At 39.3% G+C, this 19,866-nt stretch carries 9 protein-coding genes; 8 read left to right on the top strand and 1 reads right to left on the bottom strand.

Features of this window, described 5'->3' with window-relative positions; translation table 11 throughout:
- Nucleotides 1-2: 2 nt before the first annotated feature.
- On the bottom strand, nt 3-1,001 hold the full coding sequence (locus ABVM50_RS13260) for a sugar phosphate isomerase/epimerase family protein (RefSeq protein WP_405198999.1): 999 nt from the start codon (nt 999-1,001) through the stop codon (nt 3-5).
- 148 nt (nt 1,002-1,149) lie between these two features.
- On the opposite strand from ABVM50_RS13260, the gene ABVM50_RS13255 reads away from it, so the two are divergent.
- The 8 genes from ABVM50_RS13255 (at nt 1,150) to ABVM50_RS13220 (ending at nt 19,866) form a co-directional block, all read left to right on the top strand.
- Entirely contained in the window at nt 1,150-2,850 is a 1,701-nt protein-coding gene (locus ABVM50_RS13255) for a GMC oxidoreductase (RefSeq protein WP_405198998.1), read from the top strand.
- Between the two features lie 11 nt (nt 2,851-2,861).
- Nucleotides 2,862-3,506 carry a gluconate 2-dehydrogenase subunit 3 family protein gene (locus ABVM50_RS13250; protein WP_405198997.1) on the top strand — a complete coding sequence of 215 codons (645 nt, stop codon included), beginning with the start codon at nt 2,862-2,864 and terminating at the stop codon, nt 3,504-3,506.
- A gap of 284 nt (nt 3,507-3,790) precedes the next feature.
- A complete protein-coding gene (locus tag ABVM50_RS13245) occupies nt 3,791-6,889 on the top strand; it encodes a SusC/RagA family TonB-linked outer membrane protein (protein ID WP_405198996.1) in 3,099 nt (1,032 codons plus the stop codon).
- Between the two features lie 9 nt (nt 6,890-6,898).
- On the top strand, nt 6,899-8,503 hold the full coding sequence (locus tag ABVM50_RS13240; RefSeq protein WP_405198995.1) for a RagB/SusD family nutrient uptake outer membrane protein: 1,605 nt from the start codon (nt 6,899-6,901) through the stop codon (nt 8,501-8,503).
- Between the two features lie 104 nt (nt 8,504-8,607).
- Nucleotides 8,608-11,892 carry a VCBS repeat-containing protein gene (locus ABVM50_RS13235; protein WP_405198994.1) on the top strand — a complete coding sequence of 1,095 codons (3,285 nt, stop codon included), beginning with the start codon at nt 8,608-8,610 and terminating at the stop codon, nt 11,890-11,892.
- On the top strand, nt 11,885-15,256 hold the full coding sequence (locus ABVM50_RS13230; protein ID WP_405198993.1) for a VCBS repeat-containing protein: 3,372 nt from the start codon (nt 11,885-11,887) through the stop codon (nt 15,254-15,256). Before ABVM50_RS13235 ends, ABVM50_RS13230 begins: the two co-directional genes overlap by 8 nt.
- Nucleotides 15,237-18,518: a VCBS repeat-containing protein gene (locus ABVM50_RS13225; protein ID WP_405198992.1), complete on the top strand. Its 3,282-nt coding sequence runs from the start codon at nt 15,237-15,239 to the stop codon at nt 18,516-18,518. The genes ABVM50_RS13230 and ABVM50_RS13225 overlap by 20 nt, the downstream gene beginning before the upstream one ends.
- Nucleotides 18,502-19,866: a vanadium-dependent haloperoxidase gene (locus tag ABVM50_RS13220; RefSeq protein ID WP_405198991.1), complete on the top strand. Its 1,365-nt coding sequence runs from the start codon at nt 18,502-18,504 to the stop codon at nt 19,864-19,866. Before ABVM50_RS13225 ends, ABVM50_RS13220 begins: the two co-directional genes overlap by 17 nt.

Genomic DNA, 19,866 nt, shown 5'->3' with positions numbered 1-19,866 from the left:
GTTTAAATTTGCTTTCCTGCTTTGATAAGAAGATCTCTGGTGGCATTGATCCCTTTTTCAGGATCCATGTCTGTACCTTCATATTCGATACCGATAAAGCCGGTATAACCACCATCTTTAACGATCTGTAGCATCTTTTTATAATCGATGACTTCTTCGTTGCCTTCCATATCAAAGGTGTAAGATTTTGCACTTACAGCCTTTGCATGTTTCATCAATTTCTCCACGCCTTCATACTTTGGAAATTCCTCAATACATTCTGCCTGCCATCTGGCACCACCTTCACGTTTCAAACAGAAATTTCCAAAATCTGGCAGGGTTCCGCAGTTTTCCATATTAACGGCATCCATTACACTAACCAGAAGATCTGCATCTGAAGATAAGTATCCGTGATTTTCTACTAATACATTGATGTCCTTGGTTGCGGCATATTCAGATAGCTTTTTAAGGGCATCTATAGAATTGTTTTTCCAGTTCTCTCTTTCCTCGTCACCAAACAGATTTACTCTTATGGAATGACAACCCAGAAATTGAGCGGCATCCACCCATTTTTTATGATTTTCTACAGCCTGGTTTCTTGCTACAGAGTCTGTAGTTGCAAGATCTCCTTCGCCATCGATCATAAGTAGTAAGTTTTGAACTCCAAATTCTTCACTTCTGTTTTTAAGTGTGTCCAGTACTTTCTGTAGATCCTCTTCAGGAGTTTTTGAATCCTTTACTTTTTCAGCATAAAAACTTGTAACATATTCTACTCCTTCAAAACCCATTTCACTGGATTTTTCAGCAAAATCCATCGGGTCCAGACTACCTTCAAAAATAGGGCGGTGAAGGGACCACTGTGCCAAAGAAATTTTGAAGAATAGGGAATCATTTGTTTTTTCTGCAACTTCCTGTGATTCATCCTCTTTACTGGATTCAGCTTGATCTTTACAAGAGAATAAGGACAGCGAAAGGCTAATAGCAAGAAAGAGACTGCAGGCTCTAAGTGATCTGAATTTCATTTTTTGGTATGCTTAGGTTGTATGGCTTAAAGCCATTGAAAGATTGAAAATTAAATGTAGTCTTTTTTTTAAAGATGTAAAATTATAGGCATTAATTTATATATTTGGTAGACTTTGAACTATTTTTTCAACGATAAATCAATGTATTGTGAATAACTATTATGAAAATGACAGCTATGATGCTATAGTTGTTGGAACAGGTATTAGTGGTGGATGGGCAGCTAAAGAGCTTACCGAAAAAGGTTTTAAAACGCTTGTTTTGGAACGTGGTCGTATGGTAGAACATGTCAAGGACTATCCAACGATGAACGATGATCCATGGGATTACAAATTCAAGGGACAGGTTCCACGGGAAGAGAAAAAACGACAGCTAAAGCAGGCAAGAACCGGCTATACTGTTGCCGAGCCTAGCAAACACTGGTTTGTAGATGATATAAAGCATCCCTATAATGAAACAAAAAGATTTGACTGGATGCGTGGATACCACGTTGGAGGTAGATCGATTATGTGGGGAAGACATAGTTACAGATTAAGCGATCTTGATTTTGAAGCGAATAAAAAGGATGGGACAGGAGTGGATTGGCCTATTCGTTATAAGGATATTTCTCCCTGGTATGATTATGTAGAATCCTACATAGGAGTTTGCGGTGAGAAATTAGGTTTGAGTCAATTACCAGATGGTCAGTTCTTACCACCAATGGAATTAAATTGTGTGGAAGATCATCTTAGACAAAGTATTTCTGAAAATTTCGACGGTCGGGTAATGACTTCCGGTCGGGTTGCTCATATAACCGGTGATAAAAAGTTCGAGGGCCGTTCTAAATGCCAGTTTAGAAATCGCTGTATTCGTGGTTGTCCTTATGGAGGATATTTCAGTAGTAACTCTTCTACTTTACCTGCTGCGGAAAAAACCGGGAACATGACCTTGAGACCAAACTCTATCGTGAGTGAAGTACTGTATGATGCAGATACCAAACTTGCTACCGGAGTAAAAGTCGTAGATACTGAAAGTGGAGAGACTATGGAATTTAAAGCCAATGTTGTTTTTCTTTGTGCTTCAGCTGTGGCTTCTGCAAGTATTTTAATGCAATCAAAATCTGATCGTTTCCCTGATGGTATGGGGAATGATTCAGGAGAACTAGGACATAATGTGATGGATCATCATTTTAAAGCTGGGGCATCCGGTAATTATGATGGATTTCAGGATATGTATTATAAAGGAAGAAAGCCTAATGGAATATACCTGCCAAGATTCAGAAATCTTAACGGTAATAGCGAAGTTGATTTCTTAAGAGGTTATGGTTACCAGGGTGGTGCAAGCCGTACGAACTGGGCAGATAGCGTTGCGGAAGCAGGTTATGGTGAAGATCTTAAGAAAGCGGTGACAGAACCAGGAGGCTGGAATATGGGATTGATGGGCTTTGGTGAAACTCTGCCATATCACGAAAATAAAATGAGTCTTGATTATAATAAACTGGACGAATGGGGACTACCAACCGTAACTTTCGATGCTGAATTTAAAGAGAATGAGCTGAAGATGCGTAAGGATATGGTAGATCAGGCTGTAAAGATGCTTGAAAAAGCTGGATTTAAAGATGTTAGTGGTTACGATGATATTGGTGCTCCAGGTCTTGGAATTCACGAAATGGGGATGGCCAGAATGGGTAGAGATCCTAAGACATCTGTGCTTAACGGAAATAACCAGGTTCACGAAGCTAAGAATGTATACGTAACCGATGGAGCATTTATGACTTCTGCAGGATGCCAGAACCCTTCTTTAACTTATATGGCGATGACCGCAAGAGCGGCAGATCATGCCTCGAAAAACTTTAAAAAGTCTAATGCATAAAAGATTTTATCATGAATAGAAGACAATTAATAAAAAATCTCGGACTGGGTGCAGGAGTTTTTGTAATAGGGCCTTCCGCATTAAGTCTTTTGCAAAGCTGCAAGAATGAACCTGATTATGACTGGCAACCGGTATACCTAAGTGCTTCAAACGGACTTGCATTAAAACAGGTACTCGATACTATTTTACCCGCGACAGATACACCTGGAGCTTCAGACCTCAATATTGCACAGTTCATTGATTCTTACATGGATACCGTGGCTGAACCAGAAAGAGCTAAAGAATTTAAACGATCTGCAGATGCTTTTGCAAATGCCTTTGAAAAAGAATTCGAAAAATCACAGGACGATGGAGCAAAAGAAGATTACGATCAGATACTCAAGAAATATCTGAAAGCGACTCCGGCAGATCAGGAGAAATATATGAAACGTAATACCGAGACTCAGGATGCACAAAATCAGGAGCCTGATGTTAAAATGGATTCAGATGCCGGTGCTTATGCTTATCTAAATAACGTTCGGGATATGGCGATCTGGGCATGGAAGAACAGCGAAGAAGTGGGTGAGAATGTTATGTGGTATGACCCAATTCCTGGAGAATATATTCCTTGCGGCCCGGTAAGTGAACTTGGTGGCGGAAAAGCGATGTCTTTATAGATTCTTAGTCATAATCCCAAAAATTTGAGATTTATCAACAGTTGTTGGTAAAAAAAATCAAATTGTGAAATTTTTAATAATATGGCGATAATGCTCATTTCATTGCATTATCGCCATCTTTTTGAGGATTCTTTAAAAATTGCTGCAAGAAATTTACGTTTAAAAATTTCAAACGTTTGCGAATTCCTATAAATTCAGAATCCCGATTGTTTTGTTAACAATAAATTATATAAATTTATCGTGCTCAACGTGTATTTGAGCGATTCCAACTAAAACTTTAACTTATGAGAAAATTGATTTTCAGGAGCCTTTTGTTCATCGGAGCACTTATTACCTTCGGTATGGCAAAAGCGCAAACTGTAACCGGAACAGTGACAGATGAGAGTGGTCCGCTGCCCGGTGCAACCGTTTCCATTAAGGGAACATCGACGGGTACCACTACAGATTTTGATGGTAATTACACCATCAATAATGTTCCGGCAGACGCTACGCTTATGTATAGCTTCGTTGGTTATGTAACTCAGGAGATCAAGGTAAGTGGTCGTGAAACTATCGATGTAAACCTTGAAACGGATGCTTCTGAACTGGAGGAGATAGTTTTAATTGGTTATGGAACCACAACTGTAAGAGATGCAACCGGTGCAGTTGCTTCAGTAACTTCCGAAGAATTTAACAAGGGTAACATTTCTTCCCCGGAAGAATTGATCCAGGGTAAAACAGCTGGTGTACAGATTACACAGGCGAGTGGTGAGCCTGGAGCTGGAATCGCACTTCGTATTCGAGGAACAACTTCAGTAAGATCTAATAACAATCCATTATTCGTTGTAGATGGTGTGCCATTGGCTGGTGACGCTACTGCTGCAGGTGGTGGTGACCTTGGAATTGGGTCTAGCTCTTCAAGAAACCCATTAAACTTCTTAAACCCTAGTGATATTGAAAGTATTAGTGTTTTGAAAGATGCTTCTGCTACTGCAATTTATGGTTCCAGAGGTGCCAATGGTGTTGTGATCATTCAGACCAAGTCTGGTAGAGGAGCCCAGGGAGGTTCTTTTACTTATGATGGTTCTGTAAGTATCGCAAATGCCGCCAATGAATTTGATCTTTTAAATGCTGAACAATTTTTAGATGCTGTAGATCAATACGGCGGAGACAGAGATGCTCAGGATTTTGGAGCAGACACAGACTGGCAGGATCAGATCCTCAGAACTGCGATTTCTCAAAATCATGCTTTATCTTATATGAACAGTTATAGTTCTGGTAACCTTCGTGTATCCTTAGGATATAATGGAATTGAAGGTGTGGTTGAGAATTCAAAAATGGAACGTCTTACAGGTCGTTTAAATGCTAATCAAAGATTCTTTGACGACAAGTTAAATCTTGGTTTACAATTGACACTTTCTAATGTACAGGATGAAGCGGCGCCAATTGGTAATGACGGTCCATCTACAGGTGACTTGCTGGGTGCAGCGTATTACGCAAATCCAACATGGCCTGCTGAAGTAGGTTTTGACCCGGTTGGAAACAGTAGAAACCCATTGGAAATTCTTGAGTATGTTCGCAATGAAACAGAAACTGACAGAATTCTTTTAAACCTTTCTGCAGATTATGATATTCTTGAAAATCTGAATGCAAAAGTAACTTTGGGTTATGACAGAGCTGAATCTGAGCAGAATGCTTCAGTTTCAGGAAACGTTATCAACTTCGATAATGGCTCACCAGGAAATGGTCGTGCTCAGTTGAACGATCTTGAAGCTACGAACAGATTAATGGAGTTTGTAGTAAACTACGATAAGCAGTTCGATAACTCTACTTTTTCAGCTTTAGTTGGTTATTCTTTTCAGGATTTCCAGAGAGAAGGTAGATACGCTAACGGTTTCGGATTTGCATCTACAGACAATGGAGCAATGTCTTCAGAATTAAGAGGCGATATTGATGCTTTATATGGAGCGGTAAATGGTGGTTTTAACCAGTTACGTTACAATGCTGATGGATTACTTGTAGACAGATTATTTACAGATAACGGTCCTGTATTAGGAGAAGCTGTAAATGGGCCAGGTGGAATCAATACCAGAGTACTTACAAGTGGTACTTTCGATAATACAGATGAAATTCAGTCATTCTTTACCAGGTTGAACTACTCTTTGATGGACAAATACTTATTTACGTTCACCATGAGAGCAGATGGATCTTCAAGATTTGGTCCTGATGACAGATATGGTTATTTCCCTTCAGGTGCATTTGCATGGAAGATTGACCAGGAAGATTTTTCTCCAGACGCTTTATCTACCTTGAAACTTAGACTTGGTTATGGTATCACAGGTAACCAGGAAGGTCTTGGATATGGAAACTTTACGATTCGTCGTGTGCTTAATGGCTACGGAATTGATAATGGTGGAAACATTAATGGGGGTGGACTTGGAACTGCAGGATTCGCTAACCCAGGATTGAAATGGGAAGAAACTGCTCAGGCTAACGTCGGGATCGATTATGGTTTCATGAATGATAGATTATCTGGTAGTATCGATTTTTACTACAAGGACACCCAGGATCTTCTTCTTGTAGCAGAACAGGCTCAGCCTTCACCGGTACCTTTCACTTTCCAGAATTTAGATGCTAGTGTAATCAACAAAGGTGTTGAATTCGCGATTGATTATGATCTAATCGACAATGATAACTTCTTCTGGAATTTTGGTTTCAACGTAGCTTACAATGATAACGAACTTCAGGATTTTGATGGTTTGATCCAGACGGCTCAAATTTCAGGTCAGGGACTTACAGGAGCTTTTGCTCAGTTATTAGCTGAAGGTCGTCCATTATTTTCCTATTACTTAAGAGAGTTTGGTGGATTTGACGAAAATGGTCTTTCTATCTATCCTAATGGAGATGCTCAACAATTCGTTGATAAGAGTGCACTTCCAACTACAAACCTTGGTATTAATACCAGAGCTGAATTTGGGAATTTTGATGCATCTATCTTCTTTGCAGGACAGTTTGGTCACTATATCTATAACAATACTGCCAATGCATTCTTTACTGCAGGTAGTATAAACAGTGGTAGAAACGTAACTACAGATGTACTTACAAACGGAGAACTTCCAGCGAATGCTCCAGATGTATCTACAAGATTCCTTGAAAAGGGTGATTTCTTAAGATTACAGAATGCAAGTCTTGGTTATACCATTCCTCTTGCTGAAGATTCTTTCGTGGAAAATCTAAGAGTTTATGTAAATGGACAAAACCTTTTTGTGATCACCGACTATTCAGGTCTTGACCCAGAAGTTAGTGTAGATAAATCACTAAATGGTTTACCAACAGCTGGTATCGATTATACAGCATTCCCTAGACCTAGAACGGTAACATTTGGATTAAATGCTAAATTTTAAAAAAAAAGAATGATGAAAAATAGAAAGTATTTTACTTTAATTCCAGCCTGTGCACTGCTTGTCTTTAGTGCATGTACAGACCTGGAAATTGAGGAAACAGATTCGATCATCGTAAACCAGACCGGAGAATTTACAGGTGTGGGTGACGTAGATGCGACCTTGAGCGGTATCTATGATGCTGTACGGGGACAATTAGAAACTCAGGAAAACCTTTACGGACTTAACGAAGTAAGTTCAGATGAATTTCTGGTACCTACCAGAGGAACAGACTGGGGAGATAATGGTGTGTGGAGAACATTACATCAACACAGCTGGTCACCAATTCACCAATTCGTTAGAAACGTGTGGAATGATCAAAACTCAATAATCTTTAGAACAACAGAGATTATTGATGAAAGAAGCAACGCCACTCCACAACAAGATGCAGAGGCAAGATTCCTAAGAGCTTTTGCTACATTCTGGGTCATGGATCTATATGGCCAGGTGCCATTTAGAGGGCCAGATGAAGGAATTGAAGTAGATCCTACAGTAATGTCCAGATCTGAAGCTTTTGACTTTATCATGGAAGATTTGAATACAGCAGCCGCGAATATTTCGACAGGAGCTCCAGGAACCGAAGCTACAAATCGTGCTACCAAAGCAGCGGTTCATTTCATGCTAGCCAAAATGTATTTAAATAAGCATGTTTACACCGGAACAGGTTCTCCAGATGCTGGTGACATGCAACAGGTAATTAGCAATGTTGATGCGATTAGCGCTATGGGCTTTGGTCTTGAAGAAGGATACTTTGGTATATTCTCTCCAAAACTTGATAACGAAACTATCTGGTATACGAATTCTGGAGTAGGTCCAATGATGTGGCATACGTTACACTACAACCAGAATACCCCTGCCAATGGTGGTGGTGGTTGGAATGGTTTTACCACTTTAGCTGAATTTTATGACCTTTTCGAAGGTGATCCAAATTCAAACTTTATGGGTGATGGTCAGGAAGAACGTAGAGGATATGTTCCAACTGAAGGAACTGCTGTAGGAGTTGATTTTGATGGTGATGGTGAAGTAGATCAGCTCGATGAAAATGAAGATGGAATGCTTGATGGTTCTCAAATTGGATTTGGAATGCTAGTTGGTCAGCAATATGGTATCGACGGTTCTAAATTACAGGCAGAAGCAGGTAAAGATCTTAGCTTTACTAAGGAACTTCCTGGACTTTTAGGTAACGGCCAGTCAACTGGGGTTCGTGTGATCAAGTATCACCCAACAAATGGTTCTTTCGCTGGACACAAGATTGTCTTTAGATATGCAGATGCACATCTAATGAAAGCTGAAGCTGCGCTTAATGGTGGAGGCGGAGATGCAACAGAATTAGTAAATGAGCTTAGAACGATTCGTAAAGCAACTCCATTAGGGAGTGTTACAGCAAAAGATCTACTGGACGAGCGTGGAAGAGAACTATATACAGAGATGTGGAGAAGAAATGACCTTATTCGCTTTGGTAAATTTACGGAAGCATGGAGTTATAAAGATGCTTCTGAAGATTTCAGAACATTGTTTCCAATTCCGGCATCTGCGATTATTTCTAACCCGAATCTAACTCAGAACGAGGGTTACTAAACTTTTAAAATTTGAATGAAAAGAGGGCTATTTTAGCCCTCTTTTTTTGTTTTACATTTGTTAAAATTATTTACCTTTCAACCTGCTCCTCAACGCGATTTGTTATGGAAAAAGCCATCCGGCTTACATATTTCATTTTTATCCTTGTCCTGTTCTCTGCCTGTGAGAAAAAGAAAACTCTTTTCGTAGAAAAAAGCAGTGAAGCTACCGGAATTCATTTCAGCAATGAGCTTGATACGGACTCTAAATTTAACATCCTCAATTATCTATACTATTATAATGGAGCTGGAGTCGCTACCGCAGATTATAATAATGATGGACGTCCAGATCTATATTTTACCTCCAATGAAGCATCAGATAAACTATATCTCAATCTTGGAGATTTCAAGTTTCAGGATGTAACTGTTCAAAGTAATATTGATAATTCTGAAGGATGGACCACAGGAGTTTCCAATATCGATATTAATAACGATGGGCTTATGGATCTTTATATTTCGAAAGTCGCGGGAATTGAAGATCTGGAAGGACATAATTTGTTGTACGTAAATGAGGGAGTTGATTCGGAAGGAAATTTAAAATTTAAGGAAAGCTCTAAGGAATACGGCCTGGATTTCAGCGGATTCTCTACGCAATCAGTTTTTCTGGATTATGATATGGATGGTGATCTGGATTTGTTCTTGCTCAATCATTCCATTCATCCCAATAGAAATTATGGTCGCGGTAGTAAACGAAATTCATTCGATGCCCGGGCAGGAGATCGAATCTTCAGAAATGAAGGGACAACATTCGTAGACGTTTCCGAAGAAACTGGAATATTTCAGGGTCCTACTGGCTATGGTTTAGGTGTCGCGGTTGGTGATCTTAATAACGACAATTATCCAGATATTTACGTTGGAAATGATTTCTTCGAGAACGATTATGTGTACATCAATCAGCAGAATGGTACTTTTAAGGATCTAATTACCAGCAGCCCACAGAGTCTAGGTCATACTTCGCATTATTCCATGGGAAATGATATTGCCGATATGAATAACGACGGACTTGCAGATATTGTATCGCTTGATATGCTTCCTGAAGACCTGCAAACCTATAAAACTTCCGGACTGGAATTTCCTTTTCAGACTTATTCCAATTACCTAAGAAATGGATTTGCTCCGCAGTACATGCAAAACACCCTGCACATCAATCGCGGTGATCTAAAGTTTTCTGAAGTGGCTTACCTGAGTGGTGTTGCTGCGACCGAATGGTCCTGGAGTGCTTTGTTTGCCGATTTTGATAACGATTCCCATCAGGATATATTTATCACCAATGGTATTAAAGGTGCGACCAATAATATGGATTATATAAAATTCATTTCTACGGAAGAGATTCAGCAACAAATTAGTACCGGGGAAAAAATAGACCTTGAAAATCTTACTAATCGACTTCCTGAGAAGAAGGTTGATAATTACATTTTCAAGAATAATGGTGATCAAAAGTTCACAAATGCTTCTGAAGACTGGTTACCTCCACAAGAAAGCTTTAGTCATGGTAGTGTTTATGTAGATCTTGACGATGATGGCGATCTTGATCTGGTTACCAATAATACTGAAGATGCCGCCTTTGTTTATGAAAACACCACGAATGAAAGCAATTTTTTAAAGATCGATCTGCAAGGTCCTGATAGAAATCGATTCGGGATTGGAGCGAAGGTCACGGTTCATACTAAGGAAATAACGCAAACGAAAGAACATTACCTGAGCAGAGGATATTTGTCTTCGCTGGCTCCAGGTTTACATTTCGGCTTAGGATCGAATACAGTAGTAGATTCGGTTATTGCTAAATGGTACGATGGTAGCAAAACGGTATTGAGAAAGGTGAAATCTAATCAAAAACTAGTTGTAAAGTATTCAACTTCAGAAAAGAATAAAAAGGAGAGCGCAGAAGTACCAGGATATGAAATTGCAATCGATTCTATTTTGAATTACAAGCATATTGAACAGGCAAGTCTTGACTTCAACAGGCAACCTTTGAGCTTGTTTGCGTATTCCAACCCTGGACCGAGTATGGCGACAGGGGAATTAAATGGAAACGGAAACATGGATATTGTTCTGGGAGGCGGCAAGTCACAGCCGCTGCAAGTCTTCTTCCAGAACGATGAAGCTTTCGAAAAATTAGAGACTTCAGCTTTTGAAGCAGATGCTATTTCAGAAAACACTGGCATAGCTTTGCTGGATCACGATAATGACGGCGATCTGGACATACTGGTGGTAAGCGGTGGCAATGAATTTAGATCTGGTGAAGCAATTCAGCCAAAACTATATGTGAACAATGATGGTCAGTTTCGAATAGATAATAATAGTTTTAACGGACTTTCCTTAAATGCCTCAGGAGTTAGTGTAGCAGACGTTAATAATGACGGATTTCAGGATGTATTTATTTCATCCAATATCAAACCGCATGAATTTGGTTCCAGCTCAGAACAGTTTCTTTTTATCAACGATAAAGGTAAATTCAGAGATGCCACCAGAGAATATTTCAAAGAACTTCCCGGGAGCGTTCAAACATCAAAATGGGTTGATTTCAACAGAGATGGTTATTTGGACCTAATACTGGCAGGACATTGGAATGCACCGGAGATCTATCTCAATAATAGCGGCAAGTCTTTTTCGAGAATGGGTAGTAATTTATCAGATTTTCAAGGTTGGTGGAATGATCTGGAGCTTGCCGACTTTGATAACGACGGCGACCTTGATCTTGTGGTTGCGAATTGGGGTCTTAATTCCAGGCTTACGGCATCACGGGAAGAGCCAGTAAATCTTTACCTGAACGACTTCGATGGGAATGCTACTGCAGATCCTATTCTTACATATTTTTATAAGGGTGAAGAAACCTTATTTGCGTCAAAAGATGAACTGGATCAACAATTGCCCTATTTGAAGAAAAGATTCAATACCTATGAACAGTTTGCAAACGCAGAGCTTTCAGAAATATTTCCGAAGGAAAAATTAGAAGAAGCACAGGTGCAAAACGTAACAGAGCTGGCGTCCTGTTATTTCGAAAATCTAGGAAATGGGACGTTCAAAAAACATGAATTACCTTTTGAAGCTCAGGTTTCACCAATGATGTCTATAGAAGTTTCAGATTATAATGCTGATGGTTTTCCAGATGTTCTTTTGGCAGGAAATAACTATGAAATAAGCACTCAATTAGGTAGATTAGATGCTTCACATGGGGTTTTATTATTAAATGATGGCAGCGCAAATTTCGCAGTTTCAAAACAGTTTCCAGCGATCTCCGGGGCGGCACGTGATATCCAGAAAATATGTGTGGGAAATCAGGAATATGTGATTATTACCAGGAATAATGATTCCCCTGTAATTTTAAAATCAACGAATTATAATGAATAGAACCAGTTACTTTCAGGTTTTAGCAATTTGCTTTTCAATATTTATAGTCTCTTGCGATTCAGATAAAAAAAAGGAGGAGGATAATTCCGCAGAAAATATTCGCTCTCAGAATACTCTTTTTACTGAAATGCTTCCAGAAGAAACAGGGATCGATTTTATCAACGAAGTTAAGAATCAGCCAGATTTCAATATTTTCAAATACCGGAACTTTTATAATGGTGGCGGTGTTGCAATTGGCGATATCAATAATGACGGACTGCCAGACATCTATCTAACCGCCAATATGAAACCGAACAAATTATATCTGAATAAGGGTAATTTCGAGTTTGAAGATATTAGTGAATCTGCAGGCGTGGAAGGTAATAAACCATGGTCGACCGGAGTCAATATGGTGGATATCAACAATGACGGTCTCCTCGATATCTACGTGAGTAACGCTGGAAATATGGAAGGCGATAATCATGATAACGACCTGTATATAAATAATGGAGATCTAACTTTTACTCAAAAAGCTAAGGAATTTAACCTTGCAGAAACTGGATTTAGCACTCATGCATCCTTCTTTGATTATGACAAGGATGGTGATCTGGATGCCTATATTTTGAATAATTCCAATATTCCTGTAAGTACTCTAGGGTTTGCCGAGCAAAGGAATATTCGAGCACAGGATTGGGAAGGAGTGCCTAAAATTTTCAGAGGAGTAGGAGATATGCTGCTTAGAAATGATGATGGCGTATTTACCGATGTGAGTGAGGACGCTGGTATCTTCGGAAGTTTGATAGGTTTTGGACTTGGAGTGATGGTTAGTGATTTTAATAACGACCTCTATCCAGATATCTATGTCTCCAATGATTTCTACGAGCGTGATTATTTATACATCAATAATCAAGATGGTACTTTTACTGAAGAAATTGAAAACTGGACGCAGCATTTATCGCTTTCTGCAATGGGAGTGGATATGGCAGATATCAATAATGATGGTTTTGCTGATATTTTTATCACCGATATGCTTCCCGATTCTGAAGAAAGAGTAAAATCTGTGATGGAATTTGAAGGTTATAACGTCTTTAAACTGAAGCAAAGCAAAGATTTTTTTCAGCAATACATTCATAATACCCTGCAATTAAACAATGGGAATGAGTCATTTTCAGAGATCGCTCATTTTAGCGGTGTTGAAAGTACAGACTGGAGTTGGGCAGGACTTATCTTTGATATGGATAATGATGGAAACCGTGATATATATGTCACAAACGGAATTAATCATGATCTAACCGATCTCGATTTTGTTGAATTCTTTGCCAATGAGATCATTCAGAAAATGGCATTAACTGGAAAAAAGGAGGCAATTGATTCTATTATCAATAAGATGCCGGTAACCAAACTGCCTAATTATGCTTTTCAAAATCAGGGTAATCTGAAATTTAAGAATAAAGCTAAAGAATGGGGATTAGGTCTGCCAGGTCTTAGTAACGGTAGCGCTTACGGTGATCTGGATAATGATGGGGATCTTGATCTGGTCGTAAATAACGTAAATATGAGTTCCTTTATTTACAGAAACAATTCTGAAAAAATTGCAGATCACAATTACCTTAGAATTAAGCTGAAGGGTGCTGATAAGAACAGGTTTGCGATTGGAGCAGTTGTCAAGATATATACCGGAGAAGAGATTATTTTGCAGGATCAAAATCCTTCTCGCGGCTTTCAGTCCTCCATGGATTATGTGATGAATATTGGCTTAGGTAAGAAACAGAACCTTGATTCCTTGAGAGTGATCTGGCCAGACAATGCGACTCAATTACTTCAAAATGTAAAAGCTAATCAAACTTTGGTGCTGGATCATTCCGAAGCTAAAGATCAGTTTAAGATCAGGAAACAAACAAAATCAAAAACCCTGCTTACCGAAGTTACCAACGATCAACTGGAAAGTCATTCAGAAAATCAATATACCGATTTCGATTTTGAAGGAATGATCTATAAGAAATTGAGTCAGGAAGGTCCGGCGATGGCAGTTGGTGATATCAACAATGACGGAAATGAGGATGTATTTATTGGAGGTGCTAAAAAACAAGCTGGAACTATTTATCTGAATCGTGGAAATGGAAATCTGCAGAAGATGAATCAACCCGCTTTAACGGCCGATGCGATGTTCGAAGATACTGCAGCTGCATTTTTTGATGCTAATGGCGACGGTAAAATAGATCTAATGATAGGCTCTGGAGGTAATGAGATTGGCGAATCGACGAATTACCGTCCAAGACTTTACCTGAACGATGGTCGAGGGAATTTTAAACCAACTCAGTCGAAGATCCCTTCTGTAGAACAAAACGTGGCTACGATCGCTCCCCATGATTTCGACAACGATGGCGACGTGGATATTTTTATAGGCTCCAGAAGTGTTGCGGTAAATTATGGAATTGATCCACAACATTTATTTCTCGAAAATCAAGGGAATGGTGAATTTGTAAACGCTACAGAAAGGGTCGCTTATGATGTTAAATATGCTGGAATGATTACTGATGCAACCTGGGAAGATATAGATGGCGATGGAAAAAAAGATTTGGTAACAGTTTCAGATTGGGGTGCGCCTCATGTGTATACAAATTCCGGAAAAAGATTAAGCCTGCTTAAGAATGAACTGGAAAAGTATACTGGATGGTGGAATACTGTGGAAGCTGCAGATCTGGATAATGATGGCGATATGGATCTGGTTCTAGGGAATAAGGGAGCCAACCTGACGTATGAGACAAGTTTTGAAAATCCAATGAAATTATGGGTCAACGATTATGATGATAACGGAACTATCGAGCAGATCGTAACCCTGCATAGTGAAGGCAAGGACTATCCATTGCATATGAAGAAAGAGATGATCTCCCAGCTGGTTTTTCTGAAAAAGGAAAATATAAAAGCTTCAGAGTATGCTAAGAAAACTGTTCAGGAATTAATTCCTGATCAAAAGATTCAGAATTCCATCGTGAAGCAGGCAAATATTTCAGAAACTATTATTGCTATCAATGATGGGATAGGTCAGTTTAAAATTCAGAAACTTCCGGGAAGAGTTCAGTTTTCATGCGTTTGCGGAATTTCCTGCGTAGATGTGAATAATGACGGAAATCTTGACTTGGTGATGGCCGGAAACGATTTTGAATTCAAACCACAATTTAGCCGACTTGATGCTGGCTACGGAAACGTTTTACTTGGTGATGGCAATATGAATTTTGAATGGAAAGATTTTAAAGAAACTGGTTTCCATATTCGGGACGAAGTCAAGTTCCTGAAACGTATTCGTGATAAGAATGGAAAGACTTTTATAATCGCTGCTATTAACGACCAAAAACCTCGAATTTTTGAAATTAGCAATCCGTAGATACTTTCTTTATTCCCTGCTTATTTTTGTTTTCTCCTGTGCTAAGGATAAAGAAAAGGAGCAGGAATCTCTGTTTTTTAGTAATCCCAATGCTAAGGTAACCGGGATCGATTTTGTCAATGAGCTTATAGAAACCCGGGACCAGAACATCCTGGATTATCTCTACTTCTACAATGGAGGAGGCGTAAGTATTGGAGACATTAATAACGACGGACTTCCGGATATTTATTTTACTGGTAATCAAGTTCAAAATCGGTTGTATCTCAATAAAGGATCCTTACAATTTGATGACATTACTGCAACGGCTGGAGTTGGTGGTCAAAGTACCTGGAATACAGGTACTACTATGGCCGATGTTAACGGCGATGGATTATTGGATATCTACGTTTCTGCTGTCGTAGGCGTTAACGGGTTTCGCGGCCACAACGAATTATTCATAAACAACGGTGATCTTACTTTTACCGAAAGTGCTGCTGAATATGGTCTGGACCTCGACACCTACAGTTCCCAGACTGCATTTTTTGACCTTGATAATGATGATGATCTCGATGCATATATTCTGAATCATGCCGTGCATACGAATGAATCATTTGGGCCTGCAAATATTCGCAACAACCGTGTTTACGAAAGCGGTGATAAGCTGATGCTAAATGAGAATGGTAAATTTCGGGACATCAGTGAACAAGCTGGGATCTATGGTGGAGCAAATTCTTACGGACTTGGAATCACTACTGCCGATTTTAATAATGACGGATTTACAGATGTTTATATTGGGAATGATTTTCATGAAGATGATTACTACTATCTCAATAATGGGGACGGTACTTTCAGCGAGGAATTGAAGACCAGGTTTGGTCATACGTCCAGGTTTTCTATGGGAAATGATGCGGCAGATATCAATAATGACGGATTCGTAGACTTGATCACACTGGACATGCTTCCAGAAGATGAGACCGTTTTAAAATCTTCCGCAGGAGATGATAATGTAAACCTTGACCGCTTTCGTATAGAGAAATTAGGATATCACCCGCAATACACCCGTAATATGTTACAGATCAATAAAGGGGGTGAATATTTTTCTGAAACAGCCTTGATGAGCGGAGTAGCGGCTACCGACTGGAGCTGGGGTCCACTCTTTGCAGATTTTGATCAGGATGGATCTCAGGATCTTTTTATAAGTAACGGGATTCCCAGACGTCCTAATGATCTGGATTATGTGAAATATACTTCCAACGAGCAAATTCAGAAGAAACTGGATAAAACCACAATCGTGGATAACGAGGTGCTCGACAAAATGCCTTCCGGAGCAGTGACAAATTATGCCTTTAAAGGTTCTGGGAATGGACAGTTCGAAAATATAACCAATAAATGGATCGCAAATGATTCTATAATTTCAACTGGAGTGGCCTATGGCGATCTGGATAATGATGGAGATCTCGATATTGTCACCAATAACATCAATGCACCTGCCAGTATCTATATCAATGATTTTGCTGAAGGAAATTTTTTAAAACTGAAACTTCAGGGACCAGATTTAAATTCCTTCGGAATAGGCACCAAAGCGATTATTTATACTTCTGAAGCTGTTCAAATTCGACAATTATATACCACTAAAGCTTTTCAGTCTTCATCGGAACCTTTGATACATTTCGGTTTAAAACAGGGAGAGACTGTGGATAGTCTAAGGCTTATATGGCCTGGTAATCGTTCTCAACTTATTATTTCGCCAGCATTAAATTCTACTCTTTCGCTGAAGTTTGCCAATGCAAACGATAGTATTAAAACTTCTGAAATACTTAAATCCCGAAGCAAATTTCAATTCAAAAGAAGTGAGAACTTCGGTATCGATTATGGGCATGAGGAGAATACTTATAATGATTTTGATGTGCAAAAGTTGATACCACATCAAACTTCAGATCTTGGACCCGCGATTCAGGTAGCAGATATGAATAATGATGGTGAAGAAGACATCATCTTTGGAGCATCCAGGTTTAAGCCTGCAGTTGTATATTATCAGGAAAGAGGCAAATTCAGAAAAAATAATTTTACAGCAATAACCAGTGATTCGTTAGCGGAAGATGCTGCAATTACTATTGCCGATCTGAATAATGACGGACGCCAGGATATCCTGATAGCTTCTGGTGGAGGAGAGTCTGTTGGCAAAAATAAGTGGTTACAGGACAGGATCTATTACAATTCTAAAGAAGGGGATTTCCAGAAGTCGGAGTTGTTTCCTGAGCTATTTCTTAATTCCTCTGTAATCAAAACTGCCGATTATGATAATGACGGTGATTTGGATATTTTTATAGGCAGTAACGCACAGAATTACCAGTATGGAGCGATCCCAAAGTCGGTACTATTGCGAAATGATAAGGGCGAATTTACTGAAGTGCAATCAGAGATCTTTGAGAAAATTGGAATGGTGAACGATATGATCTGGACAGATATCGATGGTGACAATGATCTGGATATGATGATGGTAGGCGAGTGGATGTCACCGAAAATCCTGGAAAATAACAACGGAACATTTGAGAAATCGGCTGCACTGGAAAATATGCCGCTTAATGGATTATGGCAAACCTTGATAGCATCAGATATTGATCATGATGGAGATATGGATTACCTTCTCGGTAACTGGGGTCTCAATACTAAACTAAAAGCTTCTGCTGAACATCCTCTTAGATTATACCATAAGGATTTTGATCAAAATGGCCTCACTGAAACCATTCTGGCAATGGAAAAGGATGGGAAGTATTATATGCCGTATGGTCTTGACGAATTGAGCGCACAGTTGAACCAGATGCGCAAGAAATTCACTCAGTATAAAGACTATGCTGGAAAAAGTATTGACGAGATCTTTTCTAAAGAAGAACTGAACTCTGCCAGCTTGCTGGAAGTACATACATTATCTTCTGGCTACCTGGAGAATAATAATGGGAACTTCAGTTTTAGACCATTTAAAAATGAGCTGCAAACAGCTCCCATACGTGCCTTGCTCAGTTATGATTTTAATAAGGATGGCAGGACTGAAGTGCTGGTAGGTGGTAATTATTTCGGGATAACGCCTTATCATGGTAGATTTGATGCGATGGGTGGAATGATGATGTTAAATCAGGATAAAATTCTTGATTCTTATGAAATTGGTTTAAATTTATCACAAAAATCTGTTAAAGATTTTTCGATTATTGAAATTGCTAACAAGTCCTATCTAATAGTGACCATACATAATTCAGAAATTGAAATCTATGAATTCAGTTTTTAAACTTATAGCCAGCTTACCATGTTGTCTGCTTCTTTTTATCTCCTGTTCACAGGAAGATAAAGAGATCGTCGTAACTCCAGATGATTTTCATGCAGCTAATGAGCACATCAGTAAAACGATGGTGCACGATATTTTTTCACCTCCAGTGGCAAGTAGAGTATATGCATACTCTAATATCGCTGCTTACGAAGTCATGGCGCAATTTGATGAGAATTACCAGAGTCTTTCAGGTCAGTTGACCAATCTCGAGGAAGTTCCAGCTCCAGAATCTGATCTTACAAACCCTGAAGTTGCCGCAATTGTAGCATTTTACGACATAGCAACCAGCCTGGTATTTTCAGAAGATAAGGTTACGGTTAAAAGTGATAGTTTATTCTCAAAATGGAAAAACACGAATGAGAGATCCTTTAAAGTTTCCGAAGCTTACGGGAAAAGGGTGGCCGCTCATATAAAAGATTGGTTGAAACAGGATAACTATTCTGAAACCCGAACCATGCCTAAATTTTCCATTCTTACAGATGATGAAAGCAGATGGCAGCCAACCCCACCTTCTTATATGGATGGGATCGAACCGCACTGGATGAAAATAAGACCTTTCGTGATCGAGGATGCAAACCAGTTTAAACCAGCGCCACCACCAGAATTTTCTATGGAAGAAGGTTCAAGATTTCATACAGAACTCATGGAGGTTTATAATATTAGAGAGAAAATCGCAAAAGACGAGGAGAACAGCGAAGAAATGGCAATCGCCAAGTTCTGGGACTGTAATCCTTATGTTTCTATATTAAGAGGGCACTTGATGTTCGCTACAAAAAAGATCACTCCGGGAGGTCACTGGATGGGAATTGTGAAAATTGCCTGCCAGAAGGATGAAGCCGACTTCAGTAAATCTGTTTACGCGTATTCTAAGACCGCTATAGCGATCGCAGATGGTTTTATTAGTTGCTGGGATGAAAAGTATCGTAGCAACCTTGTGAGACCTGAAACTGTTATTAATAAATATATAGACGAGAACTGGACATCTGTGCTGCAAACTCCGCCATTTCCAGAATATACAAGTGGACATTCTGTAATTTCTGCGGCTGCTGCCACGGCTTTGACAGATATTTTTGGTGACAACTTCGCCTTTGATGATGATACTGAAGTAGATTATGGACTACCGGTTAGAAGCTTCGATTCATTCAATAAAGCTTCAGAAGAGGCCGCAAACAGTAGACTATATGGTGGCATTCATTACCGGGCTGCCATTGAAGTTGGGATGACCCAGGGACAGAATCTGGGAAAATATGTCATCGATAATCTTCAAATGACAAAATCTACTGAAAATTCCGAATTAGCTTCCAAATAA

It is taken from the genome of Christiangramia sp. LLG6405-1, assembly GCF_045055805.1.
In the GTDB taxonomy this organism is placed as follows: Bacteria; Bacteroidota; Bacteroidia; order Flavobacteriales; family Flavobacteriaceae; genus Christiangramia.
Note: the sequence above shows the minus strand (reverse complement) of the source record. Positions and strands in the feature narration are given on the sequence as shown.